We start from the raw sequence: 17,451 nt of genomic DNA on the forward strand, positions 1-17,451 counted from the left end.
AGTAACTTTTGCAGTGAAATACGGTAATTTGCGCTGCATGGTTAAAACAGATGAAATTACTCGAGGTGCACTTTATGCAATTAATAGATGAAACATACAAATTAATAGAAGAATGTGATGCGTGTTTACACCGTTTTCAGGAAATGCGACGTTTAGACAGGGAGCCCGATTTTTTCCATGAGGTCAAGCCGCATGTCGATGACGTCCACACACGTATTCACGAATGGCAGCAGCATGCGACAAATTGGATAAAAAGCCAGCACCCAAAAAATTTATACGTACAGCAAATTGACCACGCAGCCGATGCGATGGAACAATTTGTTGTACAGTCTTTCTTTAAAGGTACGAGCAAAAAACGGTTTATTCAGTCGATTCAATCTGCCCAGTACACATTGAAGCTACTCGCAACAAAGATTGAGGAAGGTGAAGGCGATGCTTAGCAAGAAAAGAACCATTTCACAGCTTGTCGACGAGTGGCAATACGATGAGGAAATGAAACAGAATATTGTCGCTATGCATACGATTGATGAAAAGCAGGCACAGTACGCAGATTTCCCGTCTAATTTACATCCATCGATCATTAAAGCATTGCACGGGCGCGGCATTGAGCAGCTTTATATCCATCAGCGCCAGGCGTTCGACTATGCACAACAGCAAAAACATTTTACTGCGATTACACCGACAGCTTCGGGAAAATCGTATTGCTACCATCTGCCGGTATTACAGCAAATTTTAGAAGACCGCTCAAGTCGAGCTATTTATTTGTTTCCTACAAAGGCGCTTGCACAGGACCAGAAATCAGATCTTAATGAGTTGATTGAACTGATGGATGAGGATATTTTAAGTTACACATATGATGGAGATACCGCACCGGGCATCCGCCAAAAAATCCGGAAAGCCGGCCATATCGTCATGACCAATCCCGATATGCTGCATTCAGGCATTTTACCGCATCATACGAAATGGGTATCCCTTTTTGAAAACTTGAAGTACATTGTCATTGATGAGTTACATACGTATAAAGGTGTGTTCGGTTCGCATGTCGCACATGTTATAAGAAGACTTCAGCGGATTTGTGAATTTTATGGAAGCAATCCGATTTTTATTTGTACGAGTGCCACAATCAAAAACCCTAAAGAACTGGCGGAAAGCCTGACAAACAGTAAGCATGAATTGATCGAGCAATCAGGTGCGCCTGTTGGGAAGAAAACATTTATATTTTACAATCCGCCGATCGTCCACCCGACATTTGGTGTAAGACGAAGTGCAGTGCTTGAAGTGCGCGATATTTCGAAGCGCTTGTTTGAAGCGGGTATTCAGACGATTATTTTCGCGAAATCAAGAGTCCGTGTGGAAATGCTTGTGACGTATTTAAAGTCGTTAACAGCAAAAAAAATTATGGACGAATCGATACAAGGGTATCGCGGCGGTTATTTGCCGAGTGAACGGCGGGAGATTGAAAAAGGTTTACGGACAGGATCGATACAGATGGTCGTCAGTACGAATGCACTTGAATTGGGTGTCGATATCGGCCAATTGCAGGCATGTATAATGACCGGATACCCGGGGAATATCGCGAGTGCGTGGCAGCAGGCGGGCAGGGCAGGAAGACGTCAGGATGAAGCACTCATTGTATATGTTGCGCAATCGACGGCATTGGATCAATATGTTGTCCAAAATCCTAGTTATCTATTAGGAAGTTCACCAGAAGAAGCGCGTATTAATCCTGAAAATCTGTTAATTTTAATGGAGCATTTGAAGTGTGCGGCATTTGAACTGCCATTTTCGATGGAAGATACGTATGGGGAATATGAAGTTCAGGAACTGTTAGCGTATTTAGAAGAAGAGGGTGTACTTGTCCGAACGAGCACGAAATGGCACTGGATGAGCGACAGATTCCCGGCACATGAAATTTCACTGCGCTCTGCAGCACAGGAAAATGTTGTCATTATTGATATTTCAACTCCTGCAAATACGAAAGTGATCGGCGAAATGGATACTTACAGTGCAATGACTCTTTTGCATGAAGAAGCGATCTATTTACACCAAGGGATACAGTTTCAGGTCGAAAAATTGGATTGGGAAGAGAAAAAGGCTTTCGTCCGGGAAGTGGATGTCGACTACTTTACAGATGCGAATTTGGCGGTCGAGCTGAAAGTGTTAAGTGAAGATAAATCGGCACCATTTAAAAATTCGACAGTAAGCTACGGCGATGTAAGCATTTTAGCGATTCCGACCATCTTTAAGAAAATCCGTTTTAATACACATGACAATATCGGTTCTGGTCCGATTTCAATTCCTCCAATGGAGATGCATACAAATGCCACATGGATGAGCTTTGAGTTACCGAATAACTGGACGGAAGAGCAACTGACCGACGCACTGACAGGGGCAGCCTATGCAATGGGAAGTTTTATCCCGTTATTCATCCACTGTGACCGTTCCGATGTTTCCGTTGTCCCGCAAGTAAAAGCGGTTCATAATGAAAAACCGACATTGTTTATTTATGACAGTTACCCAGGTGGTATCGGTTTAAGTGAACGTGTGTATGATGTTTTACTGTCACTGCTTGAAAGAACGGCACAGCATGTAGAAAACTGTCCATGTCAGCAAGGGTGTCCTTCATGCATCGGTGCGCAGGATAGTTTAGGAGAAAATAAAAAACAAGTGATGAAAGTATTGAATATTTTAATTAACGAAATGATGTGAGAACATGTCGTATGAAAATAAGCTATTGCAAATGAAAAAACTGCTAGGCAAAAAAACGGAGCAGAAAAAAGAAAAACCAAAGTTCATTAAACCGGAACCGCCATTTTACAGTGAACAATGGCAACAGGCAGGGCTTGAACTGGTGGAAAATGAATTCGGCATGCTTTTTAAAAGGGAAGTGCATTATCCATTTGATTATAAGCATGGTGACTACAAGCTTGGGGAATTGTTTCCTTCCTTAATGCGCTGGGAGTTGCAAGCCGAAGATCATCCGTTTGCCATTAGCGGTGATGAAACAATTGTGTTTTTTGATACAGAAACAACCGGTTTAAAAGGCGCAGGTACGCATATTTTCCTTCTCGGCTTTTTGGAAGCGGATGATGAAGGTTTTACGCTCACACAGTATGTATTGGCGGACCCTTCGAATGAAGCGGCACTTCTTTTCGAATCGAAACTATGGCAGCGGAATGTAACGATTGTTTCCTATAACGGAAAAAGTTTCGACTGGCCGCAGCTCCAAGTACGCTGGACGTTGAACCAGCAATTTTTGCCGCCGCTGAAGTCACTGCGGCAAATTGACTTGCTGCATAGTACGAAACGACTTTGGAAAGATGATCTATCTCGTATGAAGCTTACGCAAGTAGAGCAGGATAAGCTTGGCTTTGACCGAATTGGGGATATACCGGGTCATTTAGCACCGATTATTTATTTTGATGCTGTTAAGAGCGGGAATGCGGAAACGCTGATGAAAGTACTGCTTCACAATGAATGGGATTTACTGTCCTTAATTACGTTGTATATTCACTCGACGAACTTATTGTTTGATGATATATCAACGGAGTCGGCAACAACGTATACGAATATCGGAAAATGGTTCGGCGACTTGAAGAAACGGCAAACAAGTACGGAAATATTGCAGGCAGTTACAACACATTTCGAAGCAAAAGATACCGGCTATGCCCATTTCTATTTAGCGTATGAATTAAAGCGGATTGGTGAAACGGATTTAGCGATTCAATCATTCCAGACCGCTCTTCCAGCCATCCCTGTCAGAAAACAGCTGCAGGCATATGAACAACTTGCCATGTTATATGAACATAAAGTAAAAGACTATGAGCAGGCATATATTTATACGGAAATAGGAAATAATTTACTTCCTGTAATACCGTTTCAAAAAGAAAGCCATCTTCAAAATCAGCGGAAAAATTGGCAGAAAAGACTAAGCCGTTTAGAGATTAAAAGAAATAAGAATTTTTTCGACAAAAAATGAAAAATTTTTCGACAACTAGAAGATATGTAGTCGTCCCATTTGTCAGACCTATGCTATAATAAACCAAAGAAGTAGCGTGATGGAAGGACGAGGAATAATGGATATTAAATTAACAGCTGACCATATATTGGAAAAAGAATTTAAAAAGAGCATGAAAGGTTATAACATTGACGAAGTAGATCAGTTTTTAGATCTGATTCGTGAAGATTATGACACATTCACTGCAAAAATCGCTTCCCTGGAAGAAGAGAATGAGCGCTTAAAGCAAGAGCTGGCAAACTCAAGCCGCAAATCGGCGGTTGCTCCTGCTCCAACAGCAAATAGTACAAACTTCGATATTTTAAAGCGACTTTCAAACTTGGAGAAGCATGTTTTCGGGAGTAAGCTTTACGAATAGTTAAACTATTCATGGGAATATTGTTTTTTTTCTATTATTGCAGTATACTTTATTCATACATCAATATTCGAGTAATCGCTGCGACTTTTAGGTCGTAGAGGAAAGTCCATGCTCACACGGTGCTGCGATGCCCGTAGTGTTCGTGCTTACTGAAAAAATAAGGTAAGGCAAGAGAATTTCTCTTGACGGCGGAAGGAACTCCTAAGTCTTTTAGATATGGACGAAACTTCCTGAAAGTGCCACAGTGACGGAGCTTATAGTGAAAACTATGAGGTGGAACGAGGTAAACCCCATGAGTGAGAAACCCAAATTATGGTAGGGGCACTCTCCTGAAGGAATTGAACGGATGGAGGGACGGTCAGCTCGGCCGTAGATAGATGATTACTACCTAGTCGTACGAGGCGCAAGCTGCTTGAGTACTTAGGAACAAAACATGGCTTATTGATTATTGATGCTTTTTTTGAACATATAAAAGGGCTCTCCATTCTTTTGTGGAGAGCCTTTCTTAGTAGGGAAAATTATAATAAATATAAAATAAAGGTTCATATCGGGGAATAAGGGAACAAAATCAATAAAACAGCACCTGCTTCTCTCGGAGTGAATATATAAAAACTGTTCTTTATATAAGGGTGATATGTCTTGAGCGAATTGAAGTCTAATAAAGCCAACTTGCAAGAACTGGCATTGTCTCAGTTTCCAAAAGAATTAATCGAAAGAGTTTTTGAAAATATTGCGGAAGGTATTATGATTACCGACGCGAATAGAAGAATTTTATCGATTAATGTTGCTTTTGAATTTGTAACAGGCTTTAAATTGGAAGAGGTACAAGGGAAAAAACCGTCTATTTTGCAGTCTGGCGTGCATGACAGAGCGTTTTATATTGATATGTGGAAACAAATCGGTAAAACAGGCATGTGGCAAGGTGAAATTTGGAATAGGCGCAAGACGGGTGAATTATACCCTGAATGGCTGACAATACTGGCTATTAAAGATGAAGCAGGTAAGATTACTAATTACTGTGGCATTTTTACGGATTTATCGGAACGAAAAATCGTGGAAGATGAACTTGAAAAAAGAGCGCTTCATGATTCATTAACAGAAGTGTGCAATCGTTTCGCCTATATCGAACGAATGAATGCACTGCTGGAAATGACAGAGAATAAGGTAATGCCGATCCAGCATGCCGTTCTTTTTATGGATTTAGACCGCTTCAAGCAAGTGAATGATTTGCTCGGCCATGCCATTGGTGATCAGTTACTGGTTGAAGTATCCAAACGCGTCAAAACTTTAGTAAGAAACAAGGATATTATAGCGCGCTTTGGCGGGGATGAATTTGTCATTACATTAGCAAATATTCAACATCCAAGAGAAGCCGCAAAATTCGCTGAGCATGTGCTCCGGGTATTCGAAGCACCGATTAAAGTTCATGATCAGGATGTCTATATATCGACGAGTATGGGGATCAGTATTTATCCTGCGGATGGTACGACAACAGAACAGCTATTGAATCGTGCCGATCGTGCTATGTCATTTTCGAAAGAGAATGGACGTAATTGCTACTCATTTTACTTTGATGAGTTGGAAACGGATTCGAATCGAGTGCTGACACTGGACAGCGAGCTCCGTAAAGCGATTGAAAACAAAGAATTTACGCTTGCCTATCAGCCGAAAATTAATACAGAAAACAGCGATCTGGTCGGAATTGAAGCATTAGTACGTTGGAATAGTGAGAAACTAGGCTTTGTGTCACCAGCTGAATTTATCGAACATGCCGAAGAGTCGGGTTTAATTATCCCACTTAGCGAGATGATTTTTGAGCTTGCGTGTGAGGGTTACCATCAGCTTGTTTCTGCCGGTTACCCGAATGTACCGATTGCCGTAAATGTTTCAAGCATTCACTTCCAGCAGCAAAGCTTCTTAGAATCGGTTCAAAAAATTTTAGAGCGGAATAATGCCTCTGCTCAAAATTTTGAAATCGAAGTAACGGAGCGTACAGTAATGAACAGCGCGCAGGAAACAGTGAGTAAACTTGTTAAACTAAGGCAATTAGGTTTTAAGCTATCGATTGATGACTTCGGGACGGGGTATTCTTCATTAAGTTACTTAGTGCGATTCCCGCTCGATGTGCTGAAAATTGACCGCAGCTTCATTCAGCATATTTGTTCGCTTGATGATAAGCAGGCAATTGTCGATGCGATTATACAAATGGCGCATCGTCTGCAAATGAAAGTAGTAGCTGAAGGTGTGGAAACAGGACAGCAAGTCGATTTACTTAAATCGATGGGCTGTGATTATATTCAAGGGTATTACTACAGTAAACCTTTGCCTATGGAAGAATTAATCGACTTCATCCATTTTTGGGAAGTTGAGCATCAAGGAAGGATTTAAACGCATGACAAAATTTAATTTAGTTGCAACAGCTGCGATGGGCCTAGAGGCAATTGTAGCAGAAGAAGTACGTGATCTAGGATATGAAACACGTGTCGATAACGGGAAAGTATACTTTGAAGGTGATGAGATGGCGATTGCCCGCACGAATCTATGGTTGCGTGTAGCGGACCGTGTGAAAATCGTCGTTGCCCAATTTCCGGCTAGAACATTTGACCAGTTATTCGAAGGGGTAAAAGCAGTTCAATGGGAAAAATACTTACCGGTGGACGCTAATTTCCCTGTCGCAGGTAAATCAGTCAAATCAACATTATTCAGTGTACCGGATTGTCAGGCTATCACAAAAAAAGCAATTGTTGAACGAATGAAACTGGCTTACAAACGTTTAGGGTTTTTAGATGAGTCCGGTCCGACATTTAAGATCGAAATTTCGATTTTAAAAGATATGGCTACATTAACGATCGATACATCGGGTGTTGGCTTGCATAAACGCGGATACCGTACGACACAAGGTGAAGCACCATTAAAAGAAACACTTGCAGCAGCATTAGTGAAAATTTCAAAATGGTCGCCAAGCCGTCCGTTCGTAGATCCATTCTGCGGTTCGGGAACGATTGCTTTGGAAGCAGCAATGATCGGCCAAAATATTGCACCTGGTTATAACCGTGAATTTATTTCGGAATCATGGCCATGGATGAAGCAGGATATTTGGGATAAAGCCCGTGATGAGGCAGATTCATTAGCGAATTATGATCAGGAATTAACGATTATCGGTTCGGATATTGATCATAAAATGGTGGCAATTGCGCAAGAAAATGCACTTGAAGCAGGCTTTGGCGATTTATTGACATTCAAGCAAATGCAGGCGACAGATTTCACAACGAAACTGACAGACGGGGTTATTGTTACAAACCCGCCATATGGTGAACGTATCGGTGAAGTGGAAGAAATCGAGAAAATGCTGCGCCAGTTTGGTCAAGTAATGCAAAATTATCCAACGTGGTCAGTGTACATGCTGTCATCAATGGAAAATCTTGAAGTGCATTACGGTAAAAAAGCTACGAAAAAGCGTAAATTATTCAACGGGTTCATCCGCACAGATTTGTACCAGTATTGGGGTCAAAAATCTAAGCGCGAAAATTAATAATGAAGAGCGTGTCCGTGAAGACATTCCGGAGAACGCTCTTTTTGTTGCATATTATTAGTCTTTTTTAAGTAACTCATTGTATAATGATGAGTACGGAATTTTTTAATTAAAATTGTAAATTGTTAGTATTTGCGGAAGGGATTGTAAATGATTCCTTCCGCCTTATATTGAGGGGGAACATCCATTTGAGAAAATCTTTACCTTTTGAATTATCGAGAGAGAAAACTTTCTTCGACTCTTTAGGAGATTGGTTAGGCGATGTCCTGTATGACGAATTGCCTGAACGAGGATTTGAATGCCGTGACGAACAAATTTTCATGGCTTACCAAATAGAGCAAGCATTAAAAGAAAAGAACGTGTTATTTGCGGAAGCTGGTGTAGGGACAGGGAAAACGATTGCCTACTTATTACCTGCTGTGTCCTATGCACGTTATACAGGAAAACCGGCCCTTATTGCCTGTGCAGATGAAACGTTAATCGACCAGCTCGTAAAAGAGGGCGGCGATATTCATAAACTTCGTGATGTATTAGGGCTGGATATTGATGTCCGTCTTGCAAAATCACGTGACCAATATTTATGTTTAAAGCGCTTTGAAGAAGCGGAAAAAACGGAAACAGAAGAGTGGATTGATGATATTGCCTTTTCAATTCCGGATGGGGTATATGCACAGGGCAGTATGATTTCCATACAGCCATACGGGGAACGCTCGGATTACCCGTTAGTAACAGATGAAGACTGGGAAAAAGTAAACTACAATTCAATCATGCAATGTGCGGTTTGTGATTTACGTAATCGTTGCGGCCAAACATTGCATCGTGCACATTACCGTAAATCGACGGATCTGATCATTTGTTCGCAAGATTTTTTAATGGAGCATTTGGCGACAAAGGAATCACGCGAACGTGAAGGGCAGTTACCACTATTACCGGAAGTTTCGATGATGGTACTTGATGAAGGTCATTTACTGGAATATGCAGCCCAAAAAGCATTAACATACAAAGTTCAGGCATATACGATTGTAGAGTTACTGGAACGATTAATGGTAGATGGTGTCCGTGAGCGTACATTATATGCAATGGAACATTTACAAGATCACCATGAACTTTTCTTTGATCAATTGCGTGAAGATGTCGTTCAATCAGAAGAAGACCGTAAACGTATTGTGAAATCAGAGCGACTGATTCAATTAGGTGAGCGTGTAATTGCATATGTCGACCAGTTGCTGGAAGAATTCGTTTTCGAATCGGAGCTGTATATGATTCCGGAATATGAACTGAATATGGCGGAAGAATTTTTAGAGCATTATGTTGCGGCAATGCGTATTTTTGTTGCACAAGGCGATGCTGTTGACTGGCTGGAAGATACAGACGGGGAAGAGACGCTTGTCATTATGCCACGCCTCATTACCGATGTTCTTTCCGAAACATTATTCTCGAAAAAAATGCCGATCGTGTTCTCATCGGCTACACTATCGGTAAATAAGGATTTCAGCTATATCGCATCAAGCTTAGGCATTGAACAATACCAGAGCTTCAGTGTACCATCACCGTTTGATTACGAAGAAGTAATGAAAATTTATTTACATGAACTATTGCAAACTGAAAAAACTGCAAAAGTGGAGCAGCTTTTGAAAGATGAGAAACAAACATTGATTTTATTTAAATCAAAACAGGCAATGAATCACTTTAAATCAAATGTAGGTTTAATGGAACGTTTAAATATTGCATTCGAAGGCGACCGGGAGCTTTCGGCAATTGTCCGTGAATTCCAAAACGGTGAAGTGAAAACATTATGTTCGTATCATTTATGGGAAGGTTTGGATTTACCGGAAGAAGCGTTAACGCGCGTCATTATTTTCGATTTGCCATTCCCGCCGCATGATCCGTTGTTTGATGCAAAGCGTTCATTTGCACAAAATCCATTTGAAGAAGTGGAGTTACCATTCATGCAGCTTCGTCTTCAGCAAGGAATGGGCCGTTTAATTCGTACATCGAATGACCATGGCGACATTCATATTTTATTAAATAATGAAGAAGCAAGCGTGAAATCACACTTCACAGATATTTTAGCAGTAGAACCACAATAATGTTTAACCCCGTTCGAGAGGATCGAGCGGGGTTTTTAGTTAGATTGATTTGAGAAGGTCGCGGATTTTCTTATAAGTAACAATGATGTTCTAATAAAATGAAAAAACGTCTAATAAAAAGCTGATTTTCTAATAAGTAAATCATATCTTCTAATAGGAGGCTGAGAAGTTCAAATATAGTAGTGAATAATTCTAATAATGTATAGTGTTGTTCTAATATCCGTAAATATCTTCAAATAAAAAACCTTTCATTGAAATGGTCAATAAAAGGCAATCATAATTTATTCGTCTTCTTCAGTATCAATTGTATAGAGGATCACTAAATCCCCGATACCTTCTAACGTAGCTGGTATTTTGAATGCTTGCTTAAAGCCGTATAATTTCGTATGTCCAACCATTACAGTAGGTGGCGTAATATCAAGCTCCAAATCATGTTGGACCGTGTATGTACATAAATTACCGGCAATCATATTCCCAAGTTCACCAGTGAAAGATTCAAGCATAGCCCCTTCTAAAGGCATTCCGAACATCGCAGAACCAATTGCACTGAAGCTTTCCGGTGTACCATCAATGATAATGCGGCCTTTAATATCACCAACTAACCCGATAAGCACGCCCATTTCATGTTGTTCATACGGTTCATTAATGAGGGAAGGAGATTTCACATCTATGTTCATAGGTAAAATAATTTTCAGTGAATTAATTGTCCCGTTTAAAATAGTTTGAATATGCGTCGAATTACTCATTATTTATTTCTCCTTCCTAGACTTTTAATTCATATTAACATGTAACTTTGGTATATGTATAGAAGAAAATTCAAAATAACGATATTGACAGAAAATTTCAAAGCATTTATAATGAAAATGATAATTATTATCAGTATGTAAGGCGGTGTTTGAAATGTTGTATGCTTTGGTAGGGGCAACAGTGATCGTTTATGTGGCAATTGGAAACTATGTGTTAAAAAATACAGCGAATTAATCTATAAAATAATGAAAACTATTCATCGCATTGTCCCATCGGCAATGCGATTTTTTATGTAGAGTAGATGTATATTTCTGAAATGAATGAAAGGTATATAGTAAAGGCTATTGAATTAGGAGTTCAATAGCCTATTGAATGCTAAAAAGTCTCCTTAAATGTTTAAAGCCAATGTTCAATACATGTAATGGATTGGTTGATTGTATCCAGACGGATTTTTTTCCCGATAGCCAAAGGGAACATCGGGTGGGTATGGGCACAATCGACATCAGAAAGAATAGGAATTGTTTTTCCATCAAGCTGTTCCAATAATAGATCAAGTGGCTGCTTGCCTGTCCCTTCATCATCAAAGAGCTCGTGTTTTCCAAGAATAATACCGCCAACTTTATCGAAAATGCCGTGCAGTTTCAACATTGCAAAGTTCTTTTCTACAGTTGCCGCACACTTTAACGAATCCTCAATCAGTAAAATATCACCTGTATTAATAACAGGGAAATAAGGTGTCCCGATAAAGCCGTACATTGTATTATTATTGCCGCCAATTAAACGCCCTTCTACAACACTTTCATGAACACCGATCCATTTATTTGAATAGAGTGCTTTCGGCTTTTCGAAATCGAGCCAGTTAATCATTTCATCTGACCAAACATGGGGCATAGGAACGGAGTACGGAATGCTCGGCTGACAGAAATAGCGTTCGAAATAATTGTATGTTTCATGGACTAGCGGCTCAAATTCACCGAACGAGGGGATGAGTGCCGGCCCGTAATATGTAGGAATATTTGTTTTAGCAAAAAGAGCCAATAAAATTGCAGTAGTATCCGAGTAGCCGACCACAATTTTCGGGTTATTTCGAAACGCTTTGTAATCGATATAGGGAAGCAAACTATTCGAATTTGTCCCGCCAATCGACGACATGATCATTTTAATCGATGGATCTCTTAGTAGCTGGTTGAATTCTTCGGCACGTTCTTTTGGCGTTCCTGACCGATAGCCATCCTGTTTTCCTGTAAGTTTGCCCTCGGTAATCTGAAATCCTTTTCCCATCAGAAATTCTTTTCCGCGATTGTAGCGAAGCTTTGCGTTAGCCGTTGCCGGTGCAGAAGAAGAGAAAATGCCAATATTATCTCCACGTTGCAATGGTTGAAACATATCATCACCTGTCTTTGCAAATTTATAGTTTTGGCTATATGTTAAAATTATACAATATATTCAAGCGGAAAAAAGGAAATAATAAATGGAGAGTAGGGTACATGATTGGAAAATGAGGAGGTGAAGAGCTAGTTACGGCAACTAGTATCAAATGAGCAAATTACAAAAAATTTATGAACAGGCAAAGCAAATGACAGCAGGGGGTAAGGTCGCCTCGTATATACCAGCGCTTGCTGCAGCAAATAGTGATTTATTTGCGGTAAGTTTACTGAGCGCAGAACAGGAAATTGAATTAGGTGATTGTACAGAAACGTTTACCCTTCAAAGTGTCGTGAAAGTAATCAGTTTTATGGTTGCTGCCAATCATCACGGTATCGAGGAAATCATGAATTATGTTGATGTTGAGCCGACAGGAGATTCATTTAACTCCATTGTACGGTTGGAAGGGCATAATAATAAGCCATTCAATCCGATGATCAATGCAGGGGCGATAACGATTGCTTCGTTACTACCGGGTGAGACTATGTATGAAAAAGTGAAGTCTGTAACGACTTATTTGGAAAAAATGATTGGAAAGAAAGTGCATATTAATAACGAAATTTACCTTTCAGAATACCAATCTGCTGATTATAACCGGGCAATCGCCTATATATTACAGGCAAACGGTTTTCTGAAATCCGATGTGGAGGAAGCACTGCAAGTCTATTTACAGCTTTGCTCAATTTCCGTAGATGTGACAGATTTAGCGAAAATGGGCTATTATTTTGCGACTAACGGAAAAGATAGTGAAGCTTGTTGCAATAAAGAGGTCATTAATATTGCAAAAGCATTAATGCTCACATGTGGAATGTACAATGCATCCGGAAAATTTGCGGCATTTGTAGGGTTGCCGGCAAAAAGCGGTGTATCCGGTGCTATCATTGCCGTTGTACGTAATGGGGAAATTGAACAACTGCAAGGCCCGATTGGAATCGGCATTTACGGACCAGCTATTGATCAGGTCGGCAATAGTGTAGCAGGCATCGATTTTTTAATGAATCTTTCAAAGGAATATGATTTATTTTGTTTATAATAGGAAAAGGAACATCCCCTCAAAAATGGGGTATGTTCCTTTCTTAGTTTAACGATAAGGAAGAAGCTCAAAAACTTTTGTAGCCGTATTCTTTACAAATGTTGCGTCATGCTCCACAAACAATAAAGTCGGCTTAAAATGAGCAATCATATTTTCGATCTGCTGCTGGTTAAAAACATCCAAATAGTTGAGCGGTTCATCCCAAATATAAAATTCTGCTTCGCGTCCAAGCGACTTTGAAAATTCGACTTTCTTTTGCTGACCCATGCTCATCTTTTCAATTGGCACCTGAAAAACATCGCGGTCAAATCCGAAAATACGTAGATTGTTTAAAAATAGTGTGTAATCGATTTGCTGTTCAAAGGCAAAGTCTTTTAACAGACCGCGATTATCCTCGTAATTTTGGCGGATTACACTCGTGGTCAACCCATTTGGCATAATTATTTCACCCTCTACAGTACCGGAAAATGTCCCTTGCAAATATTGAACAACTGAGGTTTTACCACTGCCGTTCGGTCCGACAATGGCAACTTGCTCCCCTTGGAAAATTTCAAATGAAATAGGCTCGAACAGCGGTTGATCGCCGTAGCTCAATGTAAAATTTTTCACCCGAAGTACGGGATTCCGGTGGCTAAATTGACAGTTGATCGTCAAATCGCTGATTGTTTCAATATTTTTCAGCAGCTTCGTTTTGTTCTCGATTTTCTCCTGTGTACGTTTTTCAATTGCTTTTGCTCGCTTATTCATACGCTTTGCAATGGCATTCCCGAACGGATCATTACCTGAAGGCTTTTCACGCTGCGCAGCCCAGTTAGACTTTTCGCGGGCCGTTTTTTGCAGACGGCTGATTTCAGCGTTTAATGAGCGATTTTGCTCGAGCTCAAACTCGTCCTGCAGCTTTTTCTGCTGTTCATAGATTGAGAAGTTCCCTTTGTATAGGCTAAGTTGGCTTTTTTCAATCGCCAAAATATGTGTAACCACTTCATCGATAAATTGACGGTCATGACTGACGACGATAAAGCCCTTTTTCTTCTTCAAATAGTTTGCAACGGTGGTCCGGCCTTTTATATCAAGATGATTGGTTGGTTCGTCAAGCAGCAGAAAACGGTTTTCCTCACAGAAGACTGCAGCAAGCATTACTTTTGTTTGTTCTCCGCCAGATAATTGTTCAAATGGCATCCATAACAACGATGGATCAAGCGACAAAAGCTGGCATTCCCGTTCGAGCTTCCATAGCTCAACTGCCAGAACTTCATCGATCGCATAATACGCACTTATTTTTGGATCGCGAATGACAAGGGGGAAGTAATGAAATTCTTCATCACTCGTTACTGTTCCACTGTACGGTAATTTGTTCTGCAGCAAATGGAGCAAAGTCGTTTTTCCGCGACCATTCCGGCCTATCAGACCAAGCTTCCAAGTATTATCAATTGTTATGTTAATGTTTTTAAATAATGGTTCTTCAAGTAAGTCATAGCTAAACGATACATTTTTCATTTCTATTGGCATATATGCATACCTCCAAATTTTAAATTGAAAGTATACGCATTCACACTGAATACATTAAATAAAAAATCCTTCTGAAAAAGTCAGAAGGATTAGTAATCATACGTAAATAAGCCTTTAAGTTCGCTAAAGGAATATAAATGGGCAGACTAATCCTATTTTATGTGAAAATGCGTATACATTTTTACGTGTAAAATAGAATTATTTAATCATCAGCCATTCATCTTCCCTTCCTGTAAATTATTAGTAGTATGCCATAGAATTTTTTAGAATTCAACCCTCTTCATAAGGGAGCTATAAACTTCAAAAAAACCGAAATAAAGGGAAAACATTTTATGGTAAACAAAAATTAAAAATGTTTACAAATAACATAACGTATACTATAAATGTTAATAGAGGTGATGTTTTTGGAAATTCAAAATATATCAACGGAAGTGCTTGTAAAAGGTTATGAGATGAAAGAGGAATATTATGAGTGTTTGTTTTGTGAACAGTCCTACCATTCAGATGAAGTCTTTCCATACGACAATCGGTTTCTGACAGCGGAAGGCATGATGAAAATACATATGGAGCTCGCACATACATCACCATTTCACGCATTGCTTGCTTTAGATAAAAAAATAAGCGGGCTGTCGGATGTTCAAATTGAAATGATGCAGCATTTCTTCGAAGGGAAAACCGATCAGGAAATAGTGAATGCCAGCAATTTGTCGAGTGTATCGACAGTTCGCCAGCACCGCTTTAAACTGCGCGAAAAGGAAAAACAGGCGAAAATATTTGTTGCCCTCATGCAGCTAATGAAAAATCCTGATCAATATCAAATTCATAAAGGGGCGAGACAGGTGGACGAACGTTATAGTGCAGAACAGAAAGAACGGGAAAAAGTACTGACTACCTATTTTAAAAACGGGTTGGACGCGGGAATTGAAACGATTCCAAGTAAAGAAAAGAAAAAGCTCATTATCCTGCAGCATATTTTAAAGCGTTTTGATAAAGAAAAGCACTACCATGAAAAAGAAGTAAATAAAATTTTAAAGACTGTCCACGTAGATTTTGTCTCACTGCGCCGTCATCTCATCGAGTACGGGTTTATGGAGCGCAGTGACGATGGTTCCGAGTACTGGGTGAAATAATAGGGGGATTTCAATGAAGGTAGAGCTGACACGATATCGGGTAAAGAACGGTAAAACATCTAAAGTAAAAGAATGGATGGATTTTTTAAATCATCATTTGGAAGATGTGCTCATCACTCTTGAAGGAGAGAAAATGTATGTGGAAACAATTTTTCATGAACATTTGAACGGGGAAGAATTTTTATACTGGTATTCGGTGCAAGGAAGCGGTGGGGTGGATGTAGAAGATTCCACACATTGGATTGATAAAAAGCATCTTGAATACTGGGAAGAATGCATCGATGAAAACTTTGGTTCCATTGATTTGAAAACAGAAGTCGTAATGATTCCTGAAAAAGTCCGGGCTAGTATGCTAGAAAAATGATTTTATTGAAAAACGGTTTTATTTTGCAGGTTTTTAATAAAATACTTTCATTTTCGTTATTTAAACGTGAAAACCAACTAAATTTATACGATTATCTTAATCTTAAACAAAACACTTGTATTATGGCAGTAAAATATTATATTATATCCCTATAGATAAACTTGGTTTTAAAAATAGGAGGAATTATTTTGTTGCAAATGGCAATTACGGGTATCCTATGTGGTGCTCTTTTAGGTTTTGTGATGCAACGTGGACGTTTCTGTTTAACAGGCGGTTTCCGTGACATGTACATCGCAAAAGATAATCGTATGTTTTATGCTTTACTAGTAGCCATTGCAGTTCAAGCGGTAGGGGTATTTCTACTAATTGAGGCAGGGGCGTTTGAATATACAGCAGGTCAGTTCCCATTATGGGCAACAATTGCTGGTGCATTTATTTTCGGTATTGGGATCATTTTTGCTGGTGGCTGTGCAACAGGTACTTGGTATCGTGCAGGTGAAGGTTTAATCGGTAGCTGGATCGCATTAGCGTTTTACATGTTGATGGCAGCTGTCATGAAATCAGGTCCATTAGCGCAATTCACAGTTGATGCTCGTACTCCGGTAGTCGGTACGGATTCAATTGCCGATACATTTGACATTAATGTCTGGTTTTTAGTCATTCCATTTGTTGCATTAGTGGCGTTCATTGTTTACCGTGAATTACGCAAACCACGTGTGAAAATTCCAGGCTTGAAACCTAAGAAAACAGGTTTGGCACATATTTTATTCGAAAAACGCTGGAACCCTTATGTGACAGCTACTTTAATCGGTTTAATCGCAACAGTGGCTTGGCCGTTAAGTGCGGCATCTGGACGAATTTTCGGTTTAGGGATTACAACACCTTCAGCAAACATTCTACAGTTTTTAGTAACTGGGGATTTAGATATCATCAACTGGGGTGTATTCCTTGTAATGGGTATTTTATTCGGTTCTTACTTCGCTGCTAAAATGAGCGGTGAATTCCGATTACGTACACCAGATACAAAAACAGTTGTACGTAGCTCTGCCGGCGGTATTTTAATGGGGTTCGGCGCAAGTCTTGCAGGCGGCTGTTCAATCGGGAACGGTCTTGTCATGACATCTATGATGACTTGGTCAGGATGGGTTGCTTTAGTATTCATGATTTTGGGTACTTGGACAGCATCGTATTTCGTATTCGTGCGTCCGTCAAAAAAACGTGCAGTAGCGCGTGCTTAAGGAGAGA

General features: G+C 39.9%; 14 protein-coding genes and 1 other RNA gene. 12 read left to right on the plus strand and 3 right to left on the minus strand.

Annotated elements, in window-relative coordinates:
• Window positions 1–74 precede the first annotated feature (74 nt).
• The 8 genes from MKY71_RS06485 (at window position 75) to MKY71_RS06520 (ending at window position 9,998) form a co-directional block, all read left to right on the plus strand.
• Window positions 75–440, plus strand: coding sequence for a YppE family protein (locus MKY71_RS06485; protein ID WP_340731928.1), 366 nt, complete (start codon window positions 75–77; stop codon window positions 438–440).
• A complete protein-coding gene (locus MKY71_RS06490; protein ID WP_339175915.1) occupies window positions 433–2,709 on the plus strand; it encodes a DEAD/DEAH box helicase in 2,277 nt (758 codons plus the stop codon). The genes MKY71_RS06485 and MKY71_RS06490 overlap by 8 nt, the downstream gene beginning before the upstream one ends.
• Window positions 2,710–2,713: 4 nt before the next feature.
• Window positions 2,714–3,979, plus strand: coding sequence for a ribonuclease H-like domain-containing protein (locus MKY71_RS06495; RefSeq protein ID WP_340731929.1), 1,266 nt, complete (start codon window positions 2,714–2,716; stop codon window positions 3,977–3,979).
• Between the two features lie 97 nt (window positions 3,980–4,076).
• On the plus strand, window positions 4,077–4,376 hold the full coding sequence (gene gpsB, locus MKY71_RS06500) for a cell division regulator GpsB (RefSeq protein WP_079528712.1): 300 nt from the start codon (window positions 4,077–4,079) through the stop codon (window positions 4,374–4,376).
• Window positions 4,377–4,439: 63 nt separating this feature from the next.
• An RNA gene (gene rnpB, locus MKY71_RS06505) (RNase P RNA component class B) lies at window positions 4,440–4,822 on the plus strand.
• Window positions 4,823–5,015: 193 nt separating this feature from the next.
• Window positions 5,016–6,764, plus strand: a complete 1,749-nt coding sequence (locus MKY71_RS06510; RefSeq protein WP_340731930.1) for a putative bifunctional diguanylate cyclase/phosphodiesterase — start codon at window positions 5,016–5,018, stop codon at window positions 6,762–6,764.
• Window positions 6,765–6,768: 4 nt separating this feature from the next.
• Complete coding sequence (locus MKY71_RS06515; RefSeq protein ID WP_340731931.1) at window positions 6,769–7,908, plus strand: THUMP domain-containing class I SAM-dependent RNA methyltransferase; 1,140 nt, start codon at window positions 6,769–6,771, stop codon at window positions 7,906–7,908.
• A gap of 188 nt (window positions 7,909–8,096) precedes the next feature.
• The gene (locus tag MKY71_RS06520) at window positions 8,097–9,998 is read left to right on the plus strand and encodes an ATP-dependent DNA helicase (RefSeq protein ID WP_339175922.1); all 1,902 of its coding nucleotides are present in this window, start codon (window positions 8,097–8,099) and stop codon (window positions 9,996–9,998) included.
• A 281-nt stretch (window positions 9,999–10,279) separates the two neighbouring features.
• On the opposite strand, the gene MKY71_RS06525 is transcribed toward MKY71_RS06520, so the two are convergent.
• Complete coding sequence (locus MKY71_RS06525) at window positions 10,280–10,744, minus strand: chemotaxis protein CheX (protein ID WP_339175923.1); 465 nt, start codon at window positions 10,742–10,744, stop codon at window positions 10,280–10,282.
• Window positions 10,745–11,141: 397 nt separating this feature from the next.
• A complete protein-coding gene (locus MKY71_RS06530) occupies window positions 11,142–12,131 on the minus strand; it encodes a S66 family peptidase (protein ID WP_339175924.1) in 990 nt (329 codons plus the stop codon).
• 151 nt (window positions 12,132–12,282) lie between these two features.
• Here MKY71_RS06530 and glsA point away from each other — a divergent pair, with 151 nt between their 5' ends.
• Window positions 12,283–13,203, plus strand: a complete 921-nt coding sequence (glsA, locus tag MKY71_RS06535) for a glutaminase A (RefSeq protein WP_340731932.1) — start codon at window positions 12,283–12,285, stop codon at window positions 13,201–13,203.
• A 48-nt stretch (window positions 13,204–13,251) separates the two neighbouring features.
• Here the strand turns inward: glsA and abc-f are convergent, their stop codons facing one another.
• A complete protein-coding gene (gene abc-f / locus MKY71_RS06540) occupies window positions 13,252–14,712 on the minus strand; it encodes a ribosomal protection-like ABC-F family protein (RefSeq protein WP_340731933.1) in 1,461 nt (486 codons plus the stop codon).
• 404 nt (window positions 14,713–15,116) lie between these two features.
• Between abc-f and MKY71_RS06545 the strand changes: the two genes are divergently transcribed.
• The 3 genes from MKY71_RS06545 to MKY71_RS06555 all read left to right on the plus strand — a co-directional run bounded on the left by MKY71_RS06545 (window position 15,117) and on the right by MKY71_RS06555 (window position 17,444).
• A complete protein-coding gene (locus MKY71_RS06545) occupies window positions 15,117–15,842 on the plus strand; it encodes a DUF2087 domain-containing protein (protein ID WP_445683733.1) in 726 nt (241 codons plus the stop codon).
• Window positions 15,843–15,855: 13 nt separating this feature from the next.
• Window positions 15,856–16,206, plus strand: a complete 351-nt coding sequence (locus MKY71_RS06550; protein ID WP_339175929.1) for a DUF6176 family protein — start codon at window positions 15,856–15,858, stop codon at window positions 16,204–16,206.
• Window positions 16,207–16,394: 188 nt separating this feature from the next.
• A complete protein-coding gene (locus tag MKY71_RS06555) occupies window positions 16,395–17,444 on the plus strand; it encodes a YeeE/YedE family protein (protein WP_340731935.1) in 1,050 nt (349 codons plus the stop codon).
• Window positions 17,445–17,451 lie beyond the last annotated feature (7 nt).

It is taken from the genome of Solibacillus sp. FSL W7-1324, assembly GCF_038008025.1.
Classification (GTDB): Bacteria; Bacillota; Bacilli; order Bacillales_A; family Planococcaceae; genus Solibacillus.

What these genes read in the sequence shown, in the direction of transcription:
- MKY71_RS06550 (WP_339175929.1), top strand. Translation starts at nt 15,856, where the DNA reads ATGAAGGTAGAGCTGACACGATATCGGGTAAAGAACGGTAAAACATCT.
- MKY71_RS06515 (WP_340731931.1), top strand. Translation starts at nt 6,769, where the DNA reads ATGACAAAATTTAATTTAGTTGCAACAGCTGCGATGGGCCTAGAGGCA.
- MKY71_RS06490 (WP_339175915.1), top strand. Translation starts at nt 433, where the DNA reads ATGCTTAGCAAGAAAAGAACCATTTCACAGCTTGTCGACGAGTGGCAA.
- MKY71_RS06525 (WP_339175923.1), bottom strand. Translation starts at nt 10,744, where the DNA reads ATGAGTAATTCGACGCATATTCAAACTATTTTAAACGGGACAATTAAT.
- MKY71_RS06530 (WP_339175924.1), bottom strand. Translation starts at nt 12,131, where the DNA reads ATGTTTCAACCATTGCAACGTGGAGATAATATTGGCATTTTCTCTTCT.
- MKY71_RS06485 (WP_340731928.1), top strand. Translation starts at nt 75, where the DNA reads ATGCAATTAATAGATGAAACATACAAATTAATAGAAGAATGTGATGCG.
- glsA (WP_340731932.1), top strand. Translation starts at nt 12,283, where the DNA reads ATGAGCAAATTACAAAAAATTTATGAACAGGCAAAGCAAATGACAGCA.
- MKY71_RS06495 (WP_340731929.1), top strand. Translation starts at nt 2,714, where the DNA reads ATGTCGTATGAAAATAAGCTATTGCAAATGAAAAAACTGCTAGGCAAA.
- gpsB (WP_079528712.1), top strand. Translation starts at nt 4,077, where the DNA reads ATGGATATTAAATTAACAGCTGACCATATATTGGAAAAAGAATTTAAA.
- abc-f (WP_340731933.1), bottom strand. Translation starts at nt 14,712, where the DNA reads ATGCCAATAGAAATGAAAAATGTATCGTTTAGCTATGACTTACTTGAA.